The 23807-nt window shown below is 29.8% G+C and carries 21 protein-coding genes and 1 riboswitch; of the genes, 4 read left to right on the top strand and 17 right to left on the bottom strand.

The annotated features are described in order from the left end of the window. Positions 1-204 precede the first annotated feature (204 nt). The 7 genes from ftsH to L3B96_RS02300 form a co-directional block, all read right to left on the bottom strand. A complete protein-coding gene (ftsH, locus tag L3B96_RS02330; protein ID WP_238858694.1) occupies positions 205-2337 on the bottom strand; it encodes an ATP-dependent zinc metalloprotease FtsH in 2133 nt (710 codons plus the stop codon). Positions 2338-2546: 209 nt separating this feature from the next. Beyond that, positions 2547-2771, bottom strand: a complete 225-nt coding sequence (locus tag L3B96_RS02325) for a DUF3006 domain-containing protein (protein ID WP_238858693.1) — start codon at positions 2769-2771, stop codon at positions 2547-2549. 207 nt (positions 2772-2978) lie between these two features. After that, a complete protein-coding gene (gene lepB / locus L3B96_RS02320) occupies positions 2979-3521 on the bottom strand; it encodes a signal peptidase I (RefSeq protein WP_065418582.1) in 543 nt (180 codons plus the stop codon). A gap of 207 nt (positions 3522-3728) precedes the next feature. After that, the gene (gene lepB, locus L3B96_RS02315; RefSeq protein ID WP_238858691.1) at positions 3729-4304 is read right to left on the bottom strand and encodes a signal peptidase I; all 576 of its coding nucleotides are present in this window, start codon (positions 4302-4304) and stop codon (positions 3729-3731) included. Positions 4305-4616: 312 nt separating this feature from the next. Next, positions 4617-5912, bottom strand: a complete 1296-nt coding sequence (lysA, locus tag L3B96_RS02310; RefSeq protein WP_012060940.1) for a diaminopimelate decarboxylase — start codon at positions 5910-5912, stop codon at positions 4617-4619. Between the two features lie 315 nt (positions 5913-6227). Beyond that, a riboswitch (Lysine riboswitch) is annotated at positions 6228-6398 on the bottom strand. A gap of 178 nt (positions 6399-6576) precedes the next feature. Continuing rightward, positions 6577-7251, bottom strand: a complete 675-nt coding sequence (locus L3B96_RS02305) for a hydrolase (protein ID WP_012060941.1) — start codon at positions 7249-7251, stop codon at positions 6577-6579. Between the two features lie 393 nt (positions 7252-7644). Beyond that, positions 7645-7833, bottom strand: a complete 189-nt coding sequence (locus L3B96_RS02300; RefSeq protein ID WP_238858690.1) for a hypothetical protein — start codon at positions 7831-7833, stop codon at positions 7645-7647. A 266-nt stretch (positions 7834-8099) separates the two neighbouring features. Between L3B96_RS02300 and L3B96_RS02295 the strand changes: the two genes are divergently transcribed. Both L3B96_RS02295 and L3B96_RS02290 read left to right on the top strand, forming a co-directional pair. Further along, complete coding sequence (locus L3B96_RS02295; protein ID WP_012060942.1) at positions 8100-9095, top strand: DUF1700 domain-containing protein; 996 nt, start codon at positions 8100-8102, stop codon at positions 9093-9095. Continuing rightward, the gene (locus tag L3B96_RS02290; protein ID WP_238858689.1) at positions 9092-10018 is read left to right on the top strand and encodes a DUF4097 family beta strand repeat-containing protein; all 927 of its coding nucleotides are present in this window, start codon (positions 9092-9094) and stop codon (positions 10016-10018) included. Before L3B96_RS02295 ends, L3B96_RS02290 begins: the two co-directional genes overlap by 4 nt. Positions 10019-10078: 60 nt before the next feature. Here L3B96_RS02290 and L3B96_RS02285 read toward each other — a convergent pair whose 3' ends face one another. Continuing rightward, positions 10079-11341 carry a methyl-accepting chemotaxis protein gene (locus L3B96_RS02285; RefSeq protein WP_238858688.1) on the bottom strand — a complete coding sequence of 421 codons (1263 nt, stop codon included), beginning with the start codon at positions 11339-11341 and terminating at the stop codon, positions 10079-10081. Between the two features lie 670 nt (positions 11342-12011). Here L3B96_RS02285 and L3B96_RS02280 point away from each other — a divergent pair. Then, positions 12012-13202, top strand: coding sequence for a pyridoxal phosphate-dependent aminotransferase (locus L3B96_RS02280; RefSeq protein ID WP_238858687.1), 1191 nt, complete (start codon positions 12012-12014; stop codon positions 13200-13202). 95 nt (positions 13203-13297) lie between these two features. Here L3B96_RS02280 and L3B96_RS02275 read toward each other — a convergent pair whose 3' ends face one another. Next, the gene (locus L3B96_RS02275) at positions 13298-13822 is read right to left on the bottom strand and encodes a putative ABC transporter permease (protein WP_238858686.1); all 525 of its coding nucleotides are present in this window, start codon (positions 13820-13822) and stop codon (positions 13298-13300) included. Positions 13823-14121: 299 nt separating this feature from the next. Here L3B96_RS02275 and L3B96_RS02270 point away from each other — a divergent pair, with 299 nt between their 5' ends. Then, positions 14122-15324, top strand: a complete 1203-nt coding sequence (locus tag L3B96_RS02270) for a DHHA1 domain-containing protein (protein WP_077854561.1) — start codon at positions 14122-14124, stop codon at positions 15322-15324. Between the two features lie 108 nt (positions 15325-15432). Here L3B96_RS02270 and L3B96_RS02265 read toward each other — a convergent pair whose 3' ends face one another. The 8 genes from L3B96_RS02265 to L3B96_RS02230 all read right to left on the bottom strand — a co-directional run bounded on the left by L3B96_RS02265 (position 15433) and on the right by L3B96_RS02230 (position 23794). After that, positions 15433-16164, bottom strand: coding sequence for a GntR family transcriptional regulator (locus L3B96_RS02265; protein ID WP_077854560.1), 732 nt, complete (start codon positions 16162-16164; stop codon positions 15433-15435). A 178-nt stretch (positions 16165-16342) separates the two neighbouring features. Further along, positions 16343-17188, bottom strand: coding sequence for a fructoselysine 6-kinase (locus L3B96_RS02260; RefSeq protein WP_338108726.1), 846 nt, complete (start codon positions 17186-17188; stop codon positions 16343-16345). A 23-nt stretch (positions 17189-17211) separates the two neighbouring features. Beyond that, a complete protein-coding gene (locus tag L3B96_RS02255) occupies positions 17212-18180 on the bottom strand; it encodes an SIS domain-containing protein (protein WP_077854558.1) in 969 nt (322 codons plus the stop codon). Positions 18181-18248: 68 nt separating this feature from the next. Beyond that, positions 18249-19673 carry a Na+/H+ antiporter NhaC family protein gene (locus L3B96_RS02250; protein ID WP_238858685.1) on the bottom strand — a complete coding sequence of 475 codons (1425 nt, stop codon included), beginning with the start codon at positions 19671-19673 and terminating at the stop codon, positions 18249-18251. A 231-nt stretch (positions 19674-19904) separates the two neighbouring features. Further along, a complete protein-coding gene (locus L3B96_RS02245) occupies positions 19905-20741 on the bottom strand; it encodes a sugar phosphate isomerase/epimerase family protein (RefSeq protein ID WP_238858684.1) in 837 nt (278 codons plus the stop codon). A 21-nt stretch (positions 20742-20762) separates the two neighbouring features. Beyond that, on the bottom strand, positions 20763-22322 hold the full coding sequence (locus L3B96_RS02240; protein WP_077854556.1) for an amidohydrolase family protein: 1560 nt from the start codon (positions 22320-22322) through the stop codon (positions 20763-20765). Between the two features lie 100 nt (positions 22323-22422). Then, entirely contained in the window at positions 22423-23148 is a 726-nt protein-coding gene (locus L3B96_RS02235) for an amino acid ABC transporter ATP-binding protein (RefSeq protein WP_238858683.1), read from the bottom strand. Beyond that, positions 23135-23794, bottom strand: coding sequence for an amino acid ABC transporter permease (locus L3B96_RS02230; protein ID WP_077854554.1), 660 nt, complete (start codon positions 23792-23794; stop codon positions 23135-23137). Before L3B96_RS02230 ends, L3B96_RS02235 begins: the two co-directional genes overlap by 14 nt. Positions 23795-23807 lie beyond the last annotated feature (13 nt).

The following is a 23807-nucleotide window of genomic DNA, read 5'->3' as shown; positions in this document are numbered from 1 at the left end:
TAACTACCAATAACTAATCTTTTATTTCTTCCTGTGAAATATTATTATACCCTTATGCCAATATTTTCACACAAATTCCATGAATTTTGTATTGTTAATTATACATTTAAACTATAAAATGCACAATGTATGGCTAAAAACTCTTTTTAGGTTTCATTCCTCCACTGTGCATTAAATACTATATTTACATGTCAATTTGTCTCTTTAAATATTATCAGTTTCAGAATCCTTTTTATCAGATTCCTCTTCTTTAGATATAAATTTATCATCATTAATATTTTCAGCTGCGCCCTCTGCCTTAGCGTCACTTTCCATAATTATAGATGTTTGATTACTTGTTATTAATTCTGATTTCCCTAAATCTTGAAAATCTCTTTGTGACTTTTCAGACTTATCATCTATAACAATATCTAAAGCATGCTTTTTAGCTCTTCTTTCTGCTAACTCTTTTACTCTCTTTTCGTTCTCTGATTTTTCCTTTTCTTTTTCTTCCTTCATTTCAGGATATTTTTCATAGACTAAATCAAAGAATTCTTCTCCAAATATTGTTTCTTTCTCTAAAAGTACTTCCGAAATTTTATCTAATAAATCTCTATTATCCCTAAGAATCTGTCTAGCATTTGCATGAGCATGCTTTATTATTCTTAGTGTTTCTTCATCTAAAATAGTAGAAGTCTCTTCGCTACAGTTTCTGACAGCTCTACCATCTAGATATCTATTTTGCACTGATTCTAAAGCCATCATATCAAATCTATCACTCATTCCGTAAATAGAAACCATGCTTCTAGCCTGTTGAGTAGCTCTTTCTATATCATTTGAAGCTCCTGTAGAAACTAAATCAAATACTTCCTCTTCAGCAGATCTACCACCAAGCATTACAGTAATTTGATTTATTAATTCTTCTCTAGATGTCAAATATTTTTCTTCTTCTGGTAATTGCATAGTATAACCTAATGCTCCCATAGTTCTAGGGACTATAGTTATTTTATGTACAGGGTCTGCTCCTTTAAGCATCGCTGCAACAAGTGCATGCCCAACTTCATGGAATGCAACAACTTCTCTTTCCTTAGGTGATAGAATTCTATCTTTCTTTTCTTTACCTGCAATTATAACCTCAACTGCTTCTCTTAAGTCCTCTTGAAGAACTGTTTTTCTTCTTCTTCTTACAGCTCTTAAAGCACCTTCATTAATGATATTCGCAAGATCGGCTCCTACAGCACCTGGAGTACTCTTAGCTATTTCAGCTAAATCCACATCAGGTCCTAGCATTACATTCTTTGCATGAACATGAAGTATAGCTTCTCTTCCTTTAAAGTCTGGTCTATCAACTATAACTCTTCTATCAAATCTACCTGGTCTTAAAAGAGCCTTATCAAGTATTTCTGGTCTATTTGTAGCTCCAAGTAAAACTACACCTTTAGATGAATCAAATCCATCCATTTCAGAAAGTAATTGATTTAAAGTTTGTTCTCTTTCATCGTTACTTTGCATTTGATTATCTCTGCTCTTACCAATTGCATCAATTTCATCTATAAAAATAATACATGGAGCTTTAGCTACTGCATCTTTGAATAATTCTCTTACTCTTGATGCTCCAACTCCAACGAACATTTCAACAAAACTTGAACCTGAAAGCGAGAAAAATGGAACTCTTGCTTCTCCTGCAACTGCTTTTGCAATAAGAGTTTTTCCTGTCCCCGGAGGTCCTACAAGTAAAACACCTTTAGGTAATTTAGCTCCAATTTCAGTATATTTGGCTGGCGCATTTAAGAAGTCTATTACTTCTTTTAAGGATTCTTTAGCTTCTTCCTGACCTGCCACATCATCAAAAGTTACTTTTATTTCACTTTCCATGTAGACCTTAGCGTTATTTTTACCGATGCCCATGACACCGCCTCCGCCTCCGCCCATCTTAGAGAACAAAAATCTCCACATGAAGAATATAAGAATCATAGGCAATATCCAAGTAAGCAGAATATTCATCATTGGTGATTCTTTAGGATTTTTACCTGTAAAATCAATTCCAGCTGCATTAAGCTTAGTTATTAATGCTTCATCCTTCATATTTGCTGTATACAAAGTTTTACCTTTGTATTCTTCATTATCTTCGCTTGGTGTTATTAATAAGTTTTCACTAGTTATAACTACTTTTGAAATTTCCTTATTATCTAATAAAGTTAAAAACTCATTATAGTTAATTTCTTTCATTGTAGCTTCTTCTCTTGCATAGTTAAATGCCATCAAAAATGCAAAAGCTATTAAAAAATAAGTAATTGCTATAGTAAAAGAATTCTTATTTTTGTTATTCTTTTTATTACCATTATTATTATTCTGCATCTAATCACCTTCCCATTATATTTATTAATCATTATGTCCAATACTGTACTACTTTTATATTCATCAATTTCCTATATAAGTAACACAATTTCAGACAATATAGAATTTCATTTACCTTTTCACCTTTGTTACAAGTTAGGCTAAAGCTCAAACTCAATTATATCTGAATTGATTTTAAATTTATATTTTATTAATATTCATAAATCAGCTCATTCTTCCCACATATCTTTCATCTTATTATCTATTTGTTTTTTGCGAATTTCTGTGGACTTTTTATCGACTTTAAAATATTTATTATCTATATTAATTAAAATATCTCCTTCTTTAAAATCCCCTGTAACATTCCTAATAGATATTTTATCTATATCCCCATTTTCATTTTCAATTATAACATAATTTCCTTCTACTCTATCTATTATATACTTTTCACTCACTTAGCATCCTCTTTTCACAGTATAAATTAATTCCAAGAATAGTGAATAGCTTACTTAGAGAGCGAACGCAAGTAAGTTTTCCTCTAATCACCTAAATTATACAGTATATCTATGAAAATATCACCAATAACTCTTAGTAACCACTAAAAAATAACAAGTGAGCATGCTAGTCTATCTTGCACCATATTATATTCCTAAGTCTTACTATTAATTTAAGCTTCCAAAATCTTTAAATGGATAGAATTTTAATACAGCTCTTCCTTGTATATTTGAGGCATCTATATATGGATTAATCCATCTTCTTGCATCATTTGATCGGCTCCTATTATCTCCCAAAAAGAAAAACTTATTTTCAGGCACATCGAAAACTCCATCAAAATTTTCGTTATTTTTTACATAATCTTCTTTAATATCTGATCCATTTACAGTAACAGTACCTCCGTGTATTTCGATGTGATCTCCCGGAAGACCTATAACTCTTTTTATAAGAACCTCATCAAGTTCCTTTGAATAGAATACTGCTATATCTCCTCTATTAATCCTACTAGTGTCATAAATTCTAGTTACTATTAATTTATCACCAATATTTAAAGTAGGAACCATTGATTCACTAGGTATATATACGGTGTAAATCAAAAATTTATTTATTAAAAAAGCCATTCCTATAGCTGCTATTATAGGAATTATCCACTCTCTAAAGAAAGTGCTTTCAAACGAAAAACTTCCTATAATATTTTTATTAGATAGCAATTCTTTATTCTTTTTTTTGTCTAATTTTTTCTTTAGAAAATCGTTATCTGACCTATTAGTGATGTTATCAGAACAATTTAAATCTATGTCCTTTGATTCCATTACATAATCATTTTCATTCATTAAATGTTCTCCCTTTTGCAAGATTCGTTTATCTTATACCACATACTAAGTATTATTCACACTTTGTAAAAAATTTAACTCATATTATTTTAATATTTCAAAATCTTTTATAGGATAATACTTTACTTGAGCCTTTCCTTCTATATATGATTCATCAACGTAAGGATCTTTCCAATACCTAGAATCATCTGAGTTAGCTCTATTATCACCTAAGAAGAAATACTTATTATCTGGTACTTTAAAACTTCCATTGTATATCTCATTATTTTTCACATAGTCTTCCTTGAGCTCCTGACCGTTTCTATAAACAACACCATTTTTAATTTCTATTGTATCTCCCGGAAGTCCTATTAATCTTTTTATTAAAATCTCACCCTTAAATTCGTCATTTTTAAATAATACAATATCTCCTTCTTTTAAATTTTTAGGATTATGTACCCTAGTTACTAGCAATCTATCTTTAACTTCCAATGTTGGAATCATAGATCCACTTGTAATCCAAACACCGTATCCCACAAAATTCCATACGAGAAGCGCTATGCAAAGAACAACTGCAATATCAATTATCCATTCATTTAATATGGACTTCTTTTTTTCTTTTTTATCTGCTACAATTTCATCTTCGTTATTTTCTGCCACAATATTACCTCCATGTCCCATATTACACGTAATTTTTCATTAATACCCCATTTTTTCATAATCCTTAATTATATAAATCATTTCACTTAAAAAGTTCTTAGTTGCGCTTCGCGCTTTTTTCTAATTAAAATGATCTTGGTTGCGCTTCGCGCTTTTTTCTAATGTGCATATTTTAATATGCTATATTAGTATAACATATTTTACTATCTAAAATATTTATAAGATGTTAATTTTATAACAAAAATATGCACCAATCTTAAAAATTAGTGCATAATCTTTTTAGGAAATCTATATAATTTAAATTCTTACTTAAACATATTCAAATACTTATATCTATTCAACATCATTCTTTAATAGATCATCATAAGATTCTCTTTTGCAAATAAGTCTTGTTTCATTATCTTTAACCATTACAACCGCTGGCTTTGGTATTCTATTATAATTGCTTGACATAGAATAACCATATGCTCCTGTAGTCATTATTGCTAGAATATCTCCGCTTTTAACTTCTGGAATTTTAATATTTTCTAATAATATATCTCCCGATTCACAACATTTTCCTGATATCGTAACTGTTTCTTCTCTATCTCCTTCAACTCCACTTGCAAGAATACATTCATATTCTGCATTATAAAGAGCCGGTCTTATATTATCAGTCATTCCACCGTCTACTGATACATATTTTCTAACACTCGGAATTTCCTTGACTGATCCTACAGTATATAAAGTTGTTCCTGCATTAGCTACAATACTTCTTCCTGGCTCTATTGTAAGAATTGGCCTTTCTTGACCTGTTCTCGCACACACTTCATCAACTTTATTAATTATTGTGCTGCAATATTCTTCAGTACTTCTTGGTTCGTCTCCCTCGGTATAATATATACCAAAACCTCCGCCAAAATCTACTTCGTTTATTAGGTAACCTAGGTTTTCCTTTGTATTTCTCACAAGTTCTAACATTATTTCAACAGCATCTTCATATGGCTCTAAGTCAAATATTTGCGAACCTATATGACAATGTATTCCTGCAAGATTTATATTCTCTAAACTTATAGCTTTTTTAATAGCATCTTCTATTACAGTACCAACTGGAGCAAAGCCAAATTTTGAATCTATTTGTCCAGTCTTTATATAATCATGAGTATGCGCTTCAATACCTGGCGTTATTCTTAAATAAATATTTTGTACCTTATTATATTCTTTAGCTATATCATTTAATGCGTCTATTTCGTAATAATTATCTACTACAAAATTACCTACACCTAGTCTTACGCCAAGTTCAATCTCAGATAGAGTCTTATTATTTCCATGGAACATAACTTTTTCAAGTGGAAATTCAGACTTATATGCAGTGTATAATTCCCCCCCAGATACAACATCAAGACACATATTCTCTTCCTTCAATAATTTACACATTTGAAGTGTCAAAAATGCTTTTCCTGCAAAAGCTACTCTATTATTATTCTCTTCGCACTTGAAATATTTTCTATAATCCCTACAGTATTCTCTTATTAAATCTTCATCAAATACATATAACGGACTCCCATATTCTCTCACTAAATTTTTAGCACTGATGCCTCCAATCATTAATTGATTGTCTTCTACTTTCATTGTTCCAAACAACTTCATTTGATTAACCCCCAAATTATATTTTATTAGCTATTGCTTCATTGATTAAAATAAATCACAACACCAATTTCAATAAAAAATATCCGTTTTTTGCATTAACTCCGGATTATTGCTGTTGTATTAACTAATAATTATAATAAAAAACAAACGCCACAGAGTATATCTGTGACGAGTGGTAGATCTTTACGCTAAATTTATGCACAATATTTTCATTAATTATCAATTCTTCGCAAAAGATTAATAAATGAATTTGAACGTCTATACTAACAAAATCATTATTATTCTTTTCAAACTGTTAATTTATAACTGAAAAAAGTACCTTGTAGCTCAACACTCTTCGTGACAGTTATTCACATATTCTATGAATACCCAGAAAAAGATTATCGCATAATAATCTATTTTCTTCGGCTGTAATACCTTTTAGTATAAATCAACGTTTGCCAACTCCTCATACCTACTATTTATTGCAGCACCTCTACCCCAGGTCATGTTATATATTATATTATTAGAATTCATTAATATTTTAATATTAATGACATTATAAATCATTATCTGCACAATATCATTTTATTAAACTGTTACAAATATGATACCATAAATTAAACTTAAAGCAATACTTTTTTAACTTTAAATTAATGGTATAAAACCCAAGCTTATTAAGTTCCTATTCTTTCCTATACTCATCCATAAGATCTCCCATAATACTTGCTGATGTTGGTGGTGTAAAAGTTATAGCATTTGCTCCAGCTTGAATTGTCTCTTTAATTGACTCTTCAGTTGGTCCTCCAGTTGCTATTATCGGAAACTCTGGAAATCTCTTTCTGATATTTCTGACTATATTAGCGGTATTTCTTCCACCTGAGACATTAAGTATTGTAGCTCCAGCTTCAATCCTTTTAGCAATATCTTCATCTTCAGAAATGACCGTTACTATTACTGGTATATCTATTGTTGACCTAATCTTATTAACAATTTCATTACTCGTAGGTGCATTTACAACAACTCCCATAGCACCTTTGAATTCTGCATCCATAGCTAAATTCACAACTCTTTTTCCTTGTGTTATTCCTCCGCCTACGCCACAAAAAACCGGAACATCAGCTGCCATAACAAGTGCCTGTGTTATTACAGGCTGTGGTGTAAATGGATATACCGCAATAATTGCATCAGCATTGCTATTTCTTATTAATGCTACATCTGTACTAAATAGCAATGATTTTATTCTCTTCCCAAAAATTTTAATTCCACCACAATTTCTTATAACTGCCGGAACCTCAATTACATGATTCCTAAGCGTACCCTTTATTTGAGGAACATATTTAACATCTTTATTGGTCATAATTTTTATCCCCTCCCCATTAACTATCGGTTAGATTTTTATAATAAATTTCTCTAGTTATACATTTTTCTTTTATTATCTTTTATAATTATACTTTCCTATAAATTAACCCTCTATTAAAAATTTTCTAAATTAAAATTATCTTTCGCATATATACTTATAATTATAATATTTTTAAAATAAATCACTTATCTTCATACAATATGTTAAATTCCATTAATTACTATTTATATTATACTACTTTCTCGTATTACTTAAAGTTAAATTTTATTTATCCACAATATCCACAGTTTTTATCCACAAATATGTGCATATTGTTTATAAATACATCTCATTAAATTTCTCAACCAAAAATTCTCAGGAAAGACTTTCTACAAATTTCTCTCCCTATAATCAATTATCTCCATATTTATTGAAATCAAGTCCATAATTAATTCTAAAACATTCATAAACAACTAATTGAATATCATATTTGACAATTAAGTTATCCACAGATTTTATACTATTATCAACAGTATAAACAAGCCTTGTATTTACAAGGCTGAGCCTTAGTTTTATTTTATATCCTTTAAGTTTGTCCACAAGTTTATTCACAAAACTTCTTGTTGAAGCGTATAATTACAAAATTCGATTTTATAATTAATCATATTTATGTGGATAATAATAACACTACCAATAAAATACTATGGGCATCCTTAAGAATTTCTTAATACTTTGTTAATTTCTAAGTTACAACACCTTAATAAAACATTAAAGTATAAAGTAATATCTTGTGGTCTTTTCATTCCTATCATATACTTTTAATCAGGAAATATATTCTGAAGTTAGGTAAAAGGAGATTTATTGCAATGACCCAAAATGAATTTTTTAACATTTTAATGGATGGTTTAAAAGACTTTCCTGAAATAAAGCTGCAAGATATTATTTCTTATTATGAAAATTACTTTAAAACTAGATTAACTGTTGGAAGAACAGAAGACGATATAGCAAAGGAATTAGGTGATCCTAATTTAATAGTTAATAAACTTAGAAATGAACATTTGCATATTACCATTACCTTAGATAATTTAACTAATAATGCTAGCACTGAAACTAGCGACGAGATTTCTAACATAGATGCCACTGATGTGAGCACTGATAATAAACATATCAATGCATGTCACAATTTTAAAACTAATAAAAAGTTCAGTAATATCTATTCAGAAAACAAGAATGATTTAAAAACTGATTCCAACTTTAATGATTTTAAGTCTAATAATTCTTATGCTTCAAATGATTGTTTTTATGACCTTCATAATGAAAATATATCACTTGATATTCAAAAAAGCAATTATAAATGTGCTGAATTAAAAGAATCAAAATATAATATCAATAATGAGAATAACTTTAAACGCAGTAATCATATTTCCTTCATTTCAGAATTTAATTTTAATATGCGTCAAATAATGAGTATTTTTAATAATAAATCTAAAAATAAGATTTCTAACTTCAACATAAATATTATCTTAAAATTTTTTATTGTAATCTTATCTTTAGTAATATTCTTTCCAGTTATAACTGGTGTTATTGGCTGCTTTATCGGACTCTTGGGAATAGCAATAAGTATTTTTATCGCTAGTATTGGAGTACTAATTGGTGGAACTTTTACAAACTTTTTTACGCTACCTAATATTCCAGCATTTGTCTCGAATTTTCCATACCCGGTAATAGTACTATTTTCTTTAGGTTCACTCTCATTATCACTGCTTTTAATGATTATATTTTTCTATCTCTGCAAATTTCTCATATTAATTTTGGCTAAAACATATAAGTTCTTAAAGTTTAAAGGTGGGGAGTCGCTATGAAAAAGAAATTCATTTCTTCTAATATGAAGATATTTATGTTAATACTATTACTTCTATCCATTACATTTTATACTTCTGGATGCATTGCTCTAGTTCAAAGTGGCTACAAACTTTCTAACTACGCCGATGAACTTCATCTAAGCCCCAGTGCCTTGGAACATAATTTGAATTTTAACAATTTCAACTTGGATTTTAATACTTCATATCTGTCTAAAGATTATGTCCTAAATGATAATGTCAATGAGATCGACTTCAGCTTAAACTCGCAAGATATTAAAGTCGTTGATTATGATGGTGATGATTTAAAAATTCAAATCAAAAGCAACAATAATATTTCTAATGACTTGTATGAAATTCAAAGTGGTAATAGATTAGCTTTCAACGCTAGATATGATACTCCCAGTGACGCAAGTATTTCAGTAAGTATACCTTATAATTTTAAAGATAAGAGCACTTTAAAAATAACCACAAGCAGCGGCGATATAAATATTTCTAGCTTATCATTAAATACACTTAATCTTTCATCTACTAGTGGATCTATATCTCTTTCAGATTCATTTTTAAATTATTTAGACTTAAATAGTTCCAACGGAAATATAACCTTTGATAATATAGAAACATCAACTGAAACCAAACTATCTTCTTCTTCTGGTGATATTATTGGAAATGGTAACTTAGGAAGTATAAATGGAAATACTTTATCTGGAGATATCAATTTGAGAATAATTGATTCCTTGAACAATATGTCTTTAAGCTCTCATTCTGGATCCATACACTTATCTATACCAGAAAGCTCAGGCTATAAAATAAACTACGAAACGAAATCTGGAAGCTTAAATTCTCCTAACGATAAATTATCTTCCGGCGATGAAAGTTCTCTTATAAATATTACTACTGAAAGTGGAAATCTTAATATAAAGTAAAATTTTAATGCACAATGACAATCTTATACTAATTGTTCATTGTGCATTATGTTATATATCCTATAGTTTAAACTTTGAAATAATACTGCTTAGTTCTTCTGCCTTAATAGCTTCCTTACTTATTGTTTCAACTACTTGTTTCATAGCAGTTGATGTATCATCTATTCCCTGTTGTATGCTATGTGTACTACCGGAAACCTCCTCAGAATTTTTTGCAGTATTTGATATAGCTGCACTAACCTGTTCAATTGATGCATTTACATGTTCAGACATCTCAGCTATTTTTTTAGACATTGCACTTACAAACTCACCATCTTTAGTATATTGTAAAGCGATACTTCCGTATCCTTCTAAATCTTCTTTTACATTAGTTTTAATAAAGCCAATTATCTCTTTACTATTCTCTGAAAGATTATTAAATGCTTTTTCTACTCTTTCTATAGTATTTTGTATAGTAATTACAGATGATGCTGACTCCTCTGCAAGCTTTCTCACTTCCTCCGCAACAACTGCAAACCCCTTACCTGATTCACCCGCTCTAGCAGCCTCGATTGCTGCATTCAATGCTAACAAATTAGTTTGCTCTGCTATACTAGCTATTGAGTCCGCCATTACTTTTATCTCTTCTACTACCTTTGATTCTTCTATTGCTTTCTTTATATGTTCTTCCTTTTGGTTATATACAAGTGCTGTATTTTCAATTGCTCTTTTGCTATTTTTTTCTACAGCCTTAGCTCTTTCCTTTATACCATTTGAATTATCATTACCCTTTTCCGCTTGTGCTTCTAATTCTTCCATATTGGCATTTACTTGTTGAATTGATGCATATACTTCTTCAACATTGCTACTATTATCTTGTGTTTTTGAATCGATTTTTTCAAACTCTAAATTTATATTTTCCAAACTAGTTGATATTTCTTGAACAACCGCAGATGCTTCTTCACTTAAAGCGGACACATTTGTTGCGTTATCTGCACACACTTCTATCATATGCCTTAAATTATCCTGAGCTTTATTTAAAGCTTGTCCTATAAATCCAAATTCATCTTTTCTTGTAATTGTAATATTAGTTGAAATATCATATTCGCTCATTCTTTCTGCTAACTTCTTTATTTCATGTAGTGGTGTAATTATTTTACCTAATGTTGTAACTACAAATACGCCCCCTAATATAACGGCAATTCCTACAGCTATAGCCGTAAGTGTCGTACTAGTTTTTATCCCTATTCCTATCCCAATTCCAACTAATGCCATTATGAAATATCCAGAGAAAATTTTCACTCCAACAGACTGTAATAAACTGATTTTTTTGTCTTCGTTCATTTAAAACACCCCTTCTTTCTACTTTGTCATCTAATTAATACTTATACTTAATTTTATTAAAATCATATATACTTTGATTTTTAACGACTACAATTAGCTAATGCCAAAAAGATTCTCTGGACATAGTCAATACTACTGGTTAATTAATATAATCTTATATTAATCTATAGTAACTATGCTACACTGTAATCGTTCTACCATATTTTAATACTTAATGTAAAATTTCTACTTTTTTGTACACATATTAGCATATCATGCGATTTTTTTATTTTCAACCATATTGATTAAAGTTTAACGTTATTTTAAGCTTCACTAAACTTAAATTAGTATTGCAACATATAATATAATTTCTAAGCGTTCACTAAGATACATATTATATTTTAGAAATAACTTTATATATTTATATATTGAAATTCACAATTTCGAGTAAAACTTTTGTAATATTTTAGAATTATAATGAAAAATTATTTTTGCAATATTATGAATAGGTTTTACATTTTGAGTTATAATTTAAAACTAAAATTATGTAAATTTAATTGTAATATATTCCTAAATAAATAACTGTGTTATTAATTATTATTACAAAATGTGATAAACTATATATATCAATCAAATTGAATGTACTTTCAAAAATTAGAATAAAATTTAAATATAAATCGGGGGGCTAGAAATGATATCAAATAAAATGAAATCTCTTGTTGCAAATAATTCCATTATAAGAGCTATGTTTGAAGAAGGAAAAAGATTATCAGAAATATATGGAGAAGAAAATGTTTTCGATTATAGTATAGGGAATCCAAATGTTGAACCTCCAAGTAAAGTAAAGGAAGTTATCTTTGAAATCTTGAATGAAGAAACACCAAATTTAGTACATGGTTATATGAACAATTCTGGCTATGATGATGTTAGAACAAATATAAGTAATTTTATAAACAGAAAACATAATTTAACACTTTCTAAAGATAATATTGTTATGACTTGTGGGGCTGCAGGCGGATTAAATATAATCCTAAAATCTATATTAAATCCAGATGACGAAATTATTACTTTTTCTCCTTACTTTGGAGAATACGGGAACTATGTAAAAAATTTTGATGGTAAACTAGTAACTTGTCCTACTAATACTGAAACTTTTGAGCCTGACTTAAAGGCTTTAAGTGAGGTTATTACTCCTAGAACAAAAGCTTTAATAATAAACAACCCAAATAATCCTACCGGTGTTATTTACTCAGAGAAAATAATAAAAGACTTAGCAACGTTACTTAATAATAAGCAAGAAGAATTTAATACATCAATATATTTGATCTCTGATGAACCATACAGAGAAATTGTTTATGATGATATTGAAGTCCCTTGTATTTTAAAATATTATGATAATACTTTCATTGGGTACTCTTATAGTAAATCTTTATCTTTGCCTGGTGAACGTATTGGTTATGTAGTTGCCAACTCATCTATGGCTGATTTTACAGATATGATGGCTTCACTAAATATTGCAACTAGAATTTTAGGATTTGTAAATGCTCCATCTTTATTCCAGAGGGTAATTGCAAAATCCTTAGATGCTGAAGTGGATGTAAATATTTATAAGAAAAATCGTGATCTTTTATATAATCATTTGATATCTCTTGGTTTCACTTGTGTTAAACCACAAGGTGCATTTTACTTATTTCCAAAATCACCAATCGATGATGATAAAAAGTTCTGCGAAGATGCAAAACAATTTAATTTATTACTTGTTCCAGGCTCTTCGTTTGGATGCCCTGGACACGTAAGATTAGCTTACTGCACTTCATATGAGAAAATAGAAAAATCTTTGCCTGCTTTTGATAAGTTAGCTTCTCTATATAATTTAAAATAATAAATTATATAATTTAGGTAGATATAAATATTACTCAAATAATATTTATATCTATTTTTTATAAAAATATGATTTCTATTATTTTTTCAATAAAATTACTGTATCATTCTAAGCTTCTCATATTCTAATTTCTTTACAGTTATATATAGGTCTATTAATAATATAGAGCCTCCTAAAACTACAAAGATATTAATAATTTTCATATTCTCCATATATAACTCATATAAACTGGGTTGCAAATAATAAAGACCAATAAGGCTAAGCACCATCCAATATATAGAGAATCTAAGAGTGACAAATCCATGAATATTATACCTAAATTCAGAATAATCCCAGTATACTTTGTTAAAAGAGTGCTTAAGTATATACCCACTTATATATTCTACTGTCGTTGGTATTAAGAAACATAATAATATTAATGGAATTCCAGAAATCTCTAACAGTTCATTGCATATTATGAGAAACATAACTGCCATTCCGTACATCGGCTTAAATGGTCCTATTAAGAAACCATCTTCTTGAAACTTTTTTGTAGTTGAAAAGCTATAACCTTCCTCTAATATCCACCCTATAAATGAATGAAATATAAAATTAAATACCAGATAAAACACTACATTCATATTAATCACCTCTTCTAAATATCAATGCATAAAAGATACATATCTTTTTGTACACCTAAAGTACTAATATTATTTGTAGGGCTTAACTCTTTTATCCCGTAAAAAACTTCTACTATAGGGTAATAATAATTTTTAAGGAAATTTTGTACCTATTTCTTGATTCTTAAAAATGCAATATTAATGAACTATCTGCTATAATGATATTATTGAACTTTTCTTAGACTCAGGTTAAACAAACTATAAAAATTATTTATAGCTGAGCCTTAGATATTATTATATTTTAGGAGGCTAATTTACATATGGAAAAATTATATTATGATAATCGATACCTTAAAGAATTTACTGCTGAAATTGTTGATATAAAAGAAATTGATAATAAATTTCATGTTATATTGGATAAAACAGCATTTTTCCCAGGAGGTGGCGGACAAAGCTGTGATATTGGAACTCTAGAAGATCAAAAAGTTATTGATGTATACGAAAAAGAGGAAATTGTTTATCATGTGGTTGAAAAGAAACCACTCAAGATACATAAGGTTAAATGTTCAATTGATTGGGATAGAAGACAAGATGGTATGCATCAGCATTTAGGTCAACATGTTTTATCAGGATCTTTCTTCAACCTTTTTAACGCTAATACTTTTGCTATTCACCTAGGTTCTGATATAAGCACAGTAGATATTTATGGTGTCTTAACTGAAGAACAAGTTAGAGAAGCAGAAAGACTTGCTAATAAAGTTATAGGGGATGCCTTACCTGTAGAATCTTTTGTTCCAACTAAAGCCGAACTTAAAAAGTTATCTCTTAGACGTGCTCTTCCAAATACTGAAGAGGATATTAGAATCGTAAAAATAGGAGATTTTGATATTAATGCTTGCTGCGGACTCCACCCTACATCTACTCTTGACTTAAGACTTATTAAAATAAAAAAATTTGAGAAACATAAAGAGGGAACAAGAATAGAGTTTCTAGCTGGCGAACGTGCTATTTCTGATTCTTTTAAGAAAGATGAATTTCAAACTTCTATATGCAGATATTTAAGTTGTAATGAAAATGAAGCTATAAATGGTATAAAGAACTTAAATCAAAATCTTCGTGAAGCTAATGAAACAAATAAAAATCTTAACATTCTACTAGCTAAATATCAAGTTAAGGAAATTCTTGAAAATGCAGCTAAAATAAATAATGTTAAAGTAATTAAACAAATATTTGATGGTGAAAACCTAAAGTATGTGAATAACCTTACTTCTAAGCTTATCGAAAATGAGAACACAGTAGCTCTAATGGCAGTAAAATCTGATGAAAAAGTAAATCTATTATTTGCTTGTTCTAAAGACATTAAAGATATCAAAATGAATGAACTTTTAAAAGATGCTATATCTCTTATCGATGGAAAAGGCGGCGGAAGTCCTTTCCAAGCTCAAGGAGCAGGAAAAAATAATTCAAATTTAGAAAGTGCAATGGACTATGCATTTAATAAAGTATCTCAATCCCTAGCATAAAATATATGAAATGTGCATTGTGAATTGCAACATATATATGTAGATTTTAATTCAAAGAGAAGAGCGTTGGACTTATCTTTCAACGCTCTTCTCTTTAATAAATTTATACTATGATATTACGAATTTATATCTTTCGCCTATAACATACTGTTTTCCTATATGTACTGGTCTATTCTTATCATCATAAATAACAGTCTTTATATAAAACAAGGGTTCACCCTTTTGCACCATCAATAGCGCAGCCTCTTCATCCATAGCTTTTGCAATTTCTATTGTGGTATGATCCTTTCCTGAGTTAGGTGAATCAGATGGATTTATATCATATTTATTCCTTAATAATTCATATAGCGACCCATTTAAATCCTCTGTTAGTAAAAAATTAAACCTTTTAAAAGAAAAATAGTTATTTTCTAGCATTAATGGTTCCCCACCTGCAAGTCTAACCCTTTGAATATATATTAACTTATCATCATCATCTAGTTCTAAATCTCTAATGTCTTCTATTTCTGGCTCCACTATCTCTCTTTTAATTATTTCATTGGTTACTTTCAAGCCGCTGGCCTCACAAGCGGCAGTAAAACTAGATAAATACTCAATTTTCCTCTGAACTTTTGGCTTACTTACAAATGTTCCTTTTCCTTGCTTTTTTATAAGAAAACCTGACTCAACTAATTCATTTATAGCTGCACGTACTGTTATCCTACTAACATTATATTTTTCACTTAACTCAACTTCTGTTGGAATCTTATCTCCATATTTTAACTCTCCGCTCGTTATTGAATTACGTATAATATCCGCTAATTGTTGATATAAAGGAATAATATTATCTTGTATTAGCATATAAAGACTCCTTTTAAATATCTATAATATTAATTATATACTATCACAACATTTTTAAAACTTCAATTAATCTATTGTTCTGATAGTATGAATTTTTTGCTTTATTCCAGTGATCTTAAAATGGCTGTTGGATATTAATGATTAAATAATCAATATTCAACAGCCACTATACTTTTAATTAATATTTTTTACCATATCCAAATGAACCTTCTACTAAGCATGTTTTAGCTGAAAATATGGCAGCTTCATTTAGACTTTCTTTAATTATTATTTCCCTATCTAATTTATTTTCTTTGACGTTACTTATATAATTTACTAGGAATGCTGTTAAAAATGAATCCCCTGCTCCCATTGTATCTACAGCTTCAACAAGCTCTGGCTCTTGTGAATAGAACTTAGTTCCATCATATAACAATGCACCTTTTTCTCCCATAGTAACTACTACTATTTTACTTCCAAGCTTATAAGCTTTCATTATTAGATTAAGCATTTCATCAGTCTTTAAATGACTACATGAGAAGAAGCTAAAATCTACTTTAGGAGCAATTCTTTCAACTTCCTCAATTGTAAAATCATCAGAGAAATCAAAAGATATTGGAATGTTTAATTCTTTTATTTTATCAAGTTCTGGCTCAGTATATCCGTATAAACCCGCATGTACTAAATCGAAGGTTTTAATATATTCTAAATCATCTTGCGTAAGATTTAATCCATTTTCTCTTAAAACTCCACCTTCATTGCTTCCAAGAAAAACTCTATCACCATCTTCTAGAGTTACTCTTGCGCATCCATTTTCTCCATTAAAATGTCTGCACTTTGAAATATCTAAGCCAAGTTCATGAATTGTATTTTGAACATGATCTGCTTCAGCATCTGATCCAAATGCACCTAAAAATGCTGAATTTATTCCTATTTTTTTTGCATAAGCTGCAAAATTTAATGCATTTCCACCTGGATACATTGTTCTAATATGCTCATATTTATCTACAACGTTATCTCCTAACCCAATAACTTTTACCATAATATCTTCTCCTACACTTAAATATTTTAATATTCAACTTTTCCCATATATCTTCTGGTATCTAAATCATGGTTTCTAAGTTTTGCTAATTCTTCCCTATACACACATAAAATGCTATAGAATACTATAGGATTAAAGAATTCAACTACTGAACTATCAATTACACTAATTCCAAGTTCTTTGCAATCAACGACTTCAACTTTTGCACCATATTTATTTAGGAATTTAAGTGCTCTTTCATCTAATTCTCTAGTTCTACCTTCATTCATTAATAATAAATATAGTGTTTCCTTATCAGTTACTTCAAATGGTCCATGGAAGTACTCACCTGAGTGCACTGCTGATGCGTTCATCCATTGCATTTCCATTAGTGAACATATTGAGAATCCATAGGCATGACCATATGATGCTCCGCTTCCTAATACATATGTTATTGGCTCATCTTTATATTTTTCTGCATATTTCTTTGCTCTTTCTGCAACTAAACCTTGGCCTCTTTTTACAACATCATTTACAATCTTTAAACCTTCCATAAATTTATTATATCCTTCATAAACTTCTGTTTGATTTAATATTTCGACTGCTATATTTAGAATTATTGCCATTGGATTGTCTTCTACGCTTGTATCATTTCCCCATTCGTAAAGGATATTGTAATCTGCATACTTAATTAAATCTGCATCTTTATTATGTGTTAATGTTATAGTCGCTGCCCCTTTCTCTCTAGCTACTTTAGCTGCTTCGACTGTTTCAGGAGTATTTCCACCATGTGAGCATGCTATTACTACCGAATTTTTTCCTAATGATTTTGGTGTCGCATGTACAAATTCATTACTTGTATATGATAAAACTCTTAATTCTCTTGCTTCACTTTGTAAAAAATATTGTGATGAATACATATCTACTAAAGACCCACCACATGCTACTAAGAACACTTCCTTTATTCCGTCTTCCTTACTTGATTTGATTTTTCCTACGATTTCTCTAATATTCATTGTTATTCCTCCTAATATTTATAATCTTTTATATTTAAATCATTTTATGATTTTATGCTGTTTTATTTTTATATTGGCAAATACGCCGATATTGCACAGAATATTGCTGCAGTTACTTCTAATACAATCACTATCTTTGCTACAGATTTAATCCATTTAGAAAGACTTATTCTTCCAATTCCAAGTGCAGCCATTAAAACCCCACCTGTCGGTGATATCATATTAGTTAATCCATTTCCTGCTTGATAAGTAGTAACAATTGCTTCTTTATTAACATGTATTAATTCTCCAAGTGGAGCCATAAGAGGCATTGTTAAAGCTGCTTGCCCTGATGATGATGGAACGAATAATGCAATAATATTTTGTACAAAAAGCATTATTGTTGTAAATACAGCTACCGGCATTCCTTTTAAACTATTTGCTAAAGTATTTAAAATAGTATCTATTATCATGCCATCCTCAGCTATTACAAGAATCGCACTTGCTATACCTATTATTACTGCAGGGTATGCAAAATCCTTACAGCCTTCTACAAAGGTTTCAGCCATGTCTTTTTCTGAAAATCTAGCAACAATTCCAGAAAATAAACCAAGCATTAAGAAAATTGCTGCAATCTCATTCATATAAAATCCTTTTTCAAGTAATCCCCAAATCATTATTCCCATGCTTACAGCAAATCCAATTAGTATAACCTTATGCCTACCTGTAAATTCAACTTTATCTAATGATTCTCTATTTGCTAAAAAGAAATCTCTGTTTGCTAAATCTTCTTCATAAACTAAGGATTTTTTAGGATCGTTTTTAACATTCTTTGCATACAGCAAAACAAAAGTTATCGTTATAATCATATAAACAACAAATTGAATTGCTCTAAACCACAATTGTGGATTTCCTTGTATTCCTGCTACTCCCTGCGCCACAAGTACTGAAAATGGATTTAATGTTGCTCCAACATATCCAACTTGTGATGCTAAAAATATCATCATTATAGCTGTTAATGAATCATAGCCAAAACTCATCATTAATGGAATAAATACCATATAAAAAGGTATGGTTTCTTCACTAGTTCCTATTACTGATCCTCCAATTCCAATAAGTGTCATCATAAGTACTATAATAATCTTTTCTTTTCCTTGAAACTTTCTTGCTACAACTGAAACTCCAGAATCAATTGCTCCTGTTTTCATTAGTATTGAAAATGATCCTCCTAATACAAAAATAAATGCTATAACTTCAACTGATTTCTGTATTCCTTTACTTGGAGCCATCAATACATCAAAAGGTCCTTGTCTTAAGTCTTTTCCTTCTGCATCAATTTTAGGAACTTGTTCATATGTATCAGCTACTATTACACTTTTAGTCATTCCTGATACAATCTGATCTTCTTTTTGAAACTGTCCACTAGGTATAATCCACGTTAATAATGCTATCAAAATTATTAACCCAAAGAGTAACGTATAAGTATGTGGCATTTTTAACTTTTTACTAAACATATTAATCACTCCTATTAATAATCAATTTATTTCTTTTAACATTGCGTAATTATCTCGCAATAACATTACCTATATAATTACCAATAATCTTAAAATAAATGTTTGTTTTATCCACATCTTATAATACGTATTATAACGTATTATAAGATGCAATGCAACTTATTCTTATATTAAAGCTTTATATATGATTTCTTTATAAAAACATAAGTTGTTGGAAATACTATTCTCCTATTACTTGAACATAAATCTTTCAAACGATGTCATATTTCGTATATCATGCGATGCTGGATCTTTAAAGTAGCTAAACTCTGTAATTTCCTGACCCAAATACCCTTTATACCCATTATCCTTTAAAATCTTTAAAAAACCTTCCTGATCGTACTTACCATCACCCCAAATTAAGTGTCCATATGGATTTCCGTCAACAAAATGAGTGTGTATTATATCATTCTTAAATACATCAAACCATTGCTGTATTGTTTCTCCCGCTACTCCTATCGCTATAGTATCTATCATTACTTTTAAATTTGGATGATTTATTTCATCGAACATTCTTTTTGCATCATTAAGAGTAATTACAAGTTGTGATTCTTCTGGTCTTAAGGACTCCATTGCTAACTTTATCCCTTCTCTACTAGCAACATCTGATAATCTTGAAAGCATATTTGATGAGCGCTTCCACGCTTCTTCTCTATCTTCATTTAGATAACCCCATCCGGAGTTTATAGCCATAATTTCGCAACCTAATTCCCCAGCCACTTTTATTGCATTACTAAAATACTTAAAACTCTTTTCACAAAGTTCAGGTTCCTTAGCTGCAAATTGGTATTGATAGGTGCAATTTTCTGGTGTTAATATCTTAACTTGTAATCCCCTTGATTCAATTTTCTTCTTTATAATTTTACATTCACTATAAGTCATAGAATCAAGGAAAAAATGAGGCACTCCTGGCCACAGTTCAATGGTCTTAATACCTGCTTTTACTTGAGAATCTAAAAAATAATCTAATGAATAAAATAGATAATGAATGTTCATTCCTGCTACTTGTTCCCTTGTTATAAGCTCCATAAAATATTCCCCCTCAAACCTTTAAAGTTTATTATGCACAATTTTACCATCAACGATAGTTAAGCAAATTTCTACATCTCTCATTTCTTCCATTTGAGTCTTAAAAATGTTTCTATTTAGTACAGCAATATCTGCTAATTTTCCTACTTCTAAAGTTCCTAATTTATCTTCAAATCCGCAATTATATTGGCCGCCTATTGTCCATGCTTTTAATAATTCTTCGATAGATATAGTATTTTGCTTATTATAGGGCTCTTTACCATCAGCAAAAAATCCACCACAAGCATGATATATAGATTCTGGTATATTAGTTATCATAAGAGGTAAATCTGTTCCACAAGATACAACTACGCCGCTATCTAACATTTTTCTACGGTTCCAAAAGTATTTTCCACGTCCAAACCCTACATTTTTTTCAATCATTTCTTTTGTTTCAACTTCTAAATCTAAAGACATTATTTGTGGATAAATTTCTGCTATTACATTTAACTTACCCATTCTCTCTAAGTCATCTGGATGTGTAAATTCCATATCAGTAATTGCATGCCTGTTAATACACTTTCCTTGGCTTCGTTTACATTTCTCATAAATATTTAAAACCCTATGAACAGCCCCATCACCTTGCGCATGGAGAGAATATCTAAAATTATATTCATCAGCTAATAAAACTTCTTTCTCAATTAGATCATAATCAATATCTATGATACAGTTCACATTCTCTAGACATTTATATGGTTTAAGTAAATCTGCTTTTAAACTTGCAACTGTACCATCTGTCATCCTATTAAATCCTGAAAATTTAACGAAATCACTACTGAACTTTTCTCTCATTTTTAGTCCATATGGAATATTAATTTCTTGTCCAACTGGTTGAGACATAAATGAAATTCTAAGAGATAATTCTTTATTCTTTTCTTTTTCTTCTAAATAATCAGTAAAACCATAATAGTCATCAAAACCCATTTCTTTTACTGAAGTAACACCCTTACTATTCATCATTTTCATATATTCTTTAAATTGCTTGTCTATAAAGTTTCTATCATTCAAATACTCTCTCATTATTCTCCAGTAAGCCTCTGGATAACATTCTTCTGGTGTAAACTTGTATGTTTTAATTGCGTTTGTGTTCATAAGACAAGTATCTCTATTAACTGAAAAAACTATTACTCTTCTATCCTGAAATACCTGATCTAACTTTTGTAGTGCCATAACGTTTTCAAAGTTCTTAGGATTCCATCCATGTCCAAATATCGTAGCATTGCTATCAATTAAATTTTCATACTCTTTCAAAATACTTATACATTCATCAATTGATTTTGCTTTGCTGACATCTACTCCAATATGATAAATCACATATCCAGTGAAAAAAGTGTGAGTATCCACAAACCCCGGAGTAACAACGTTTTCACCAATATCAATAAAATTAGTTTCTCTTGATATTAAATCCTTATAATCATCCCCTTCTTCTATAGCAATAATTTTATTGCCCGAAATAGCAACATAACCATCTATAAGCTTATCTGAGATTCCTGTAAAAATGTTTTTCGATTTTAGAATAATATTAGTATTACATTTGCTCATCACTACACCTCCTTAATACATACTATATCATTATATAACGTTATATTCAATAGCAAATTATAAATTTATCTAAAATAATATTGAGAATAAATTACTTTTCTTATTTAATTATTTTTGACAAAAAATCTTTTGTTCTAGGGCTTTGAGGACTATTAAATACTTCCCTCGGAGTCCCTGTTTCTATAATTTTCCCTTCATCCATAAATATTATCCTATCCCCAACTTCTTTAGCAAATCCCATTTCGTGAGTTACAATCACCATAGTCATTCCTTCTTTTGCAAGTTCTTTCATAACATTTAAAACTTCTCCTACCATTTCTGGATCCAAAGCTGATGTTGGCTCATCAAATAGTATAACCTTTGGTTGCATAGCTAAAGTTCTTGCTATAGCTACTCTTTGTCTTTGTCCTCCTGAAAGCGATGATGGGTAGCAATCTATCTTTTCTCTCAATCCAACTTTGTTAAGTAATTCTAACGCTATTTTCTTTGCCTCTAATTTTGATGTATTTTTTACTTTAATTGGTGCCAAGCAAATATTTTCGCACACTGTCTTATTATGAAATAAGTTGAACTGTTGAAAAACCATTCCCATACTTTCCCTTATCTTATTTATATCTATTGATTTTGCCATTATATTTTTACCTTCAAAAATAACCTCTCCAAACGTAGGCTTTTCCAATAAATTTAAGCATCTCAATAATGTGCTTTTTCCTGAGCCTGATGGACCTATTACTACCACAACTTCTCCCTTCGAAATATGTGCATTTATCCCATTTAAGACTTTATTTTGTCCAAAACTTTTGTGCAAATTATTAACGTATATCACTCTTCTTCATTTTCCTTTCTAAATAAACTAGACCTCTTGTCATGGTAAAGGTTAACATAAAGTAAATGACAGCTGCAACTATTACTGGCTCTAATCCTAAAGCTGTATTTCCTCTCACTATTCCAGCATTATACATTAGTTCTGCAACTCCTATAACTGAAACCATAGATGAATCCTTTATAATTGCAATAAATTCGTTTCCAAGTGCTGGCAGTACATTCTTAAATGCCTGCGGAATTACAATTTGAAACATTGCGAGCCTTTTATTCATTCCTAAACTTCTAGCCGCTTCCATTTGTCCCTTATCTACAGCATCAATGCCTGCTCTTATTATTTCAGATACATAAGCTCCCGAATTTAATGACAGTGCAACTATTCCTATAACTATATCTGATAAGTTTAAATTAGTTAACTTAGGTAATCCTATATAAATAATATATATTTGTACTAAAATCGGTGTTCCCCTGATAAATTCAATGTATATTCCTGCTAAAAACCTTACAATAGGAATTTCTGATCTTCTTAAGAATGTCAGACTTAATCCAATGATTGTCCCAAATGTCACTGCAGAAATTGCTAACATTATTGTTATATACATGCCTGTTAAAAAGTACCCATAATATTTTTCTAAGAATATAAATCTCAAAATTATCCTCCTT

It is taken from the genome of Clostridium sp. YIM B02569, assembly GCF_022320765.1.
GTDB lineage: Bacteria > Bacillota > Clostridia > Clostridiales > Clostridiaceae > Clostridium > Clostridium beijerinckii.
The sequence above is the reverse complement of the archived record's forward strand: the minus strand, read 5'-3'. Positions and strand labels throughout refer to the sequence as shown.

What these genes read in the sequence shown, in the direction of transcription:
- L3B96_RS02275 (WP_238858686.1), bottom strand. Translation starts at nt 13,822, where the DNA reads ATGAATGTAGTGTTTTATCTGGTATTTAATTTTATATTTCATTCATTT.
- L3B96_RS02240 (WP_077854556.1), bottom strand. Translation starts at nt 22,322, where the DNA reads ATGAGCAAATGTAATACTAATATTATTCTAAAATCGAAAAACATTTTT.
- L3B96_RS02250 (WP_238858685.1), bottom strand. Translation starts at nt 19,673, where the DNA reads ATGTTTAGTAAAAAGTTAAAAATGCCACATACTTATACGTTACTCTTT.
- L3B96_RS02295 (WP_012060942.1), top strand. Translation starts at nt 8,100, where the DNA reads ATGACCCAAAATGAATTTTTTAACATTTTAATGGATGGTTTAAAAGAC.
- lysA (WP_012060940.1), bottom strand. Translation starts at nt 5,912, where the DNA reads ATGAAGTTGTTTGGAACAATGAAAGTAGAAGACAATCAATTAATGATT.
- ftsH (WP_238858694.1), bottom strand. Translation starts at nt 2,337, where the DNA reads ATGCAGAATAATAATAATGGTAATAAAAAGAATAACAAAAATAAGAAT.
- lepB (WP_238858691.1), bottom strand. Translation starts at nt 4,304, where the DNA reads ATGGGACATGGAGGTAATATTGTGGCAGAAAATAACGAAGATGAAATT.
- L3B96_RS02255 (WP_077854558.1), bottom strand. Translation starts at nt 18,180, where the DNA reads ATGAATATTAGAGAAATCGTAGGAAAAATCAAATCAAGTAAGGAAGAC.
- L3B96_RS02265 (WP_077854560.1), bottom strand. Translation starts at nt 16,164, where the DNA reads ATGCTAATACAAGATAATATTATTCCTTTATATCAACAATTAGCGGAT.
- L3B96_RS02245 (WP_238858684.1), bottom strand. Translation starts at nt 20,741, where the DNA reads ATGGAGCTTATAACAAGGGAACAAGTAGCAGGAATGAACATTCATTAT.
- L3B96_RS02270 (WP_077854561.1), top strand. Translation starts at nt 14,122, where the DNA reads ATGGAAAAATTATATTATGATAATCGATACCTTAAAGAATTTACTGCT.
- L3B96_RS02290 (WP_238858689.1), top strand. Translation starts at nt 9,092, where the DNA reads ATGAAAAAGAAATTCATTTCTTCTAATATGAAGATATTTATGTTAATA.
- L3B96_RS02285 (WP_238858688.1), bottom strand. Translation starts at nt 11,341, where the DNA reads ATGAACGAAGACAAAAAAATCAGTTTATTACAGTCTGTTGGAGTGAAA.
- L3B96_RS02305 (WP_012060941.1), bottom strand. Translation starts at nt 7,251, where the DNA reads ATGACCAATAAAGATGTTAAATATGTTCCTCAAATAAAGGGTACGCTT.
- L3B96_RS02280 (WP_238858687.1), top strand. Translation starts at nt 12,012, where the DNA reads ATGATATCAAATAAAATGAAATCTCTTGTTGCAAATAATTCCATTATA.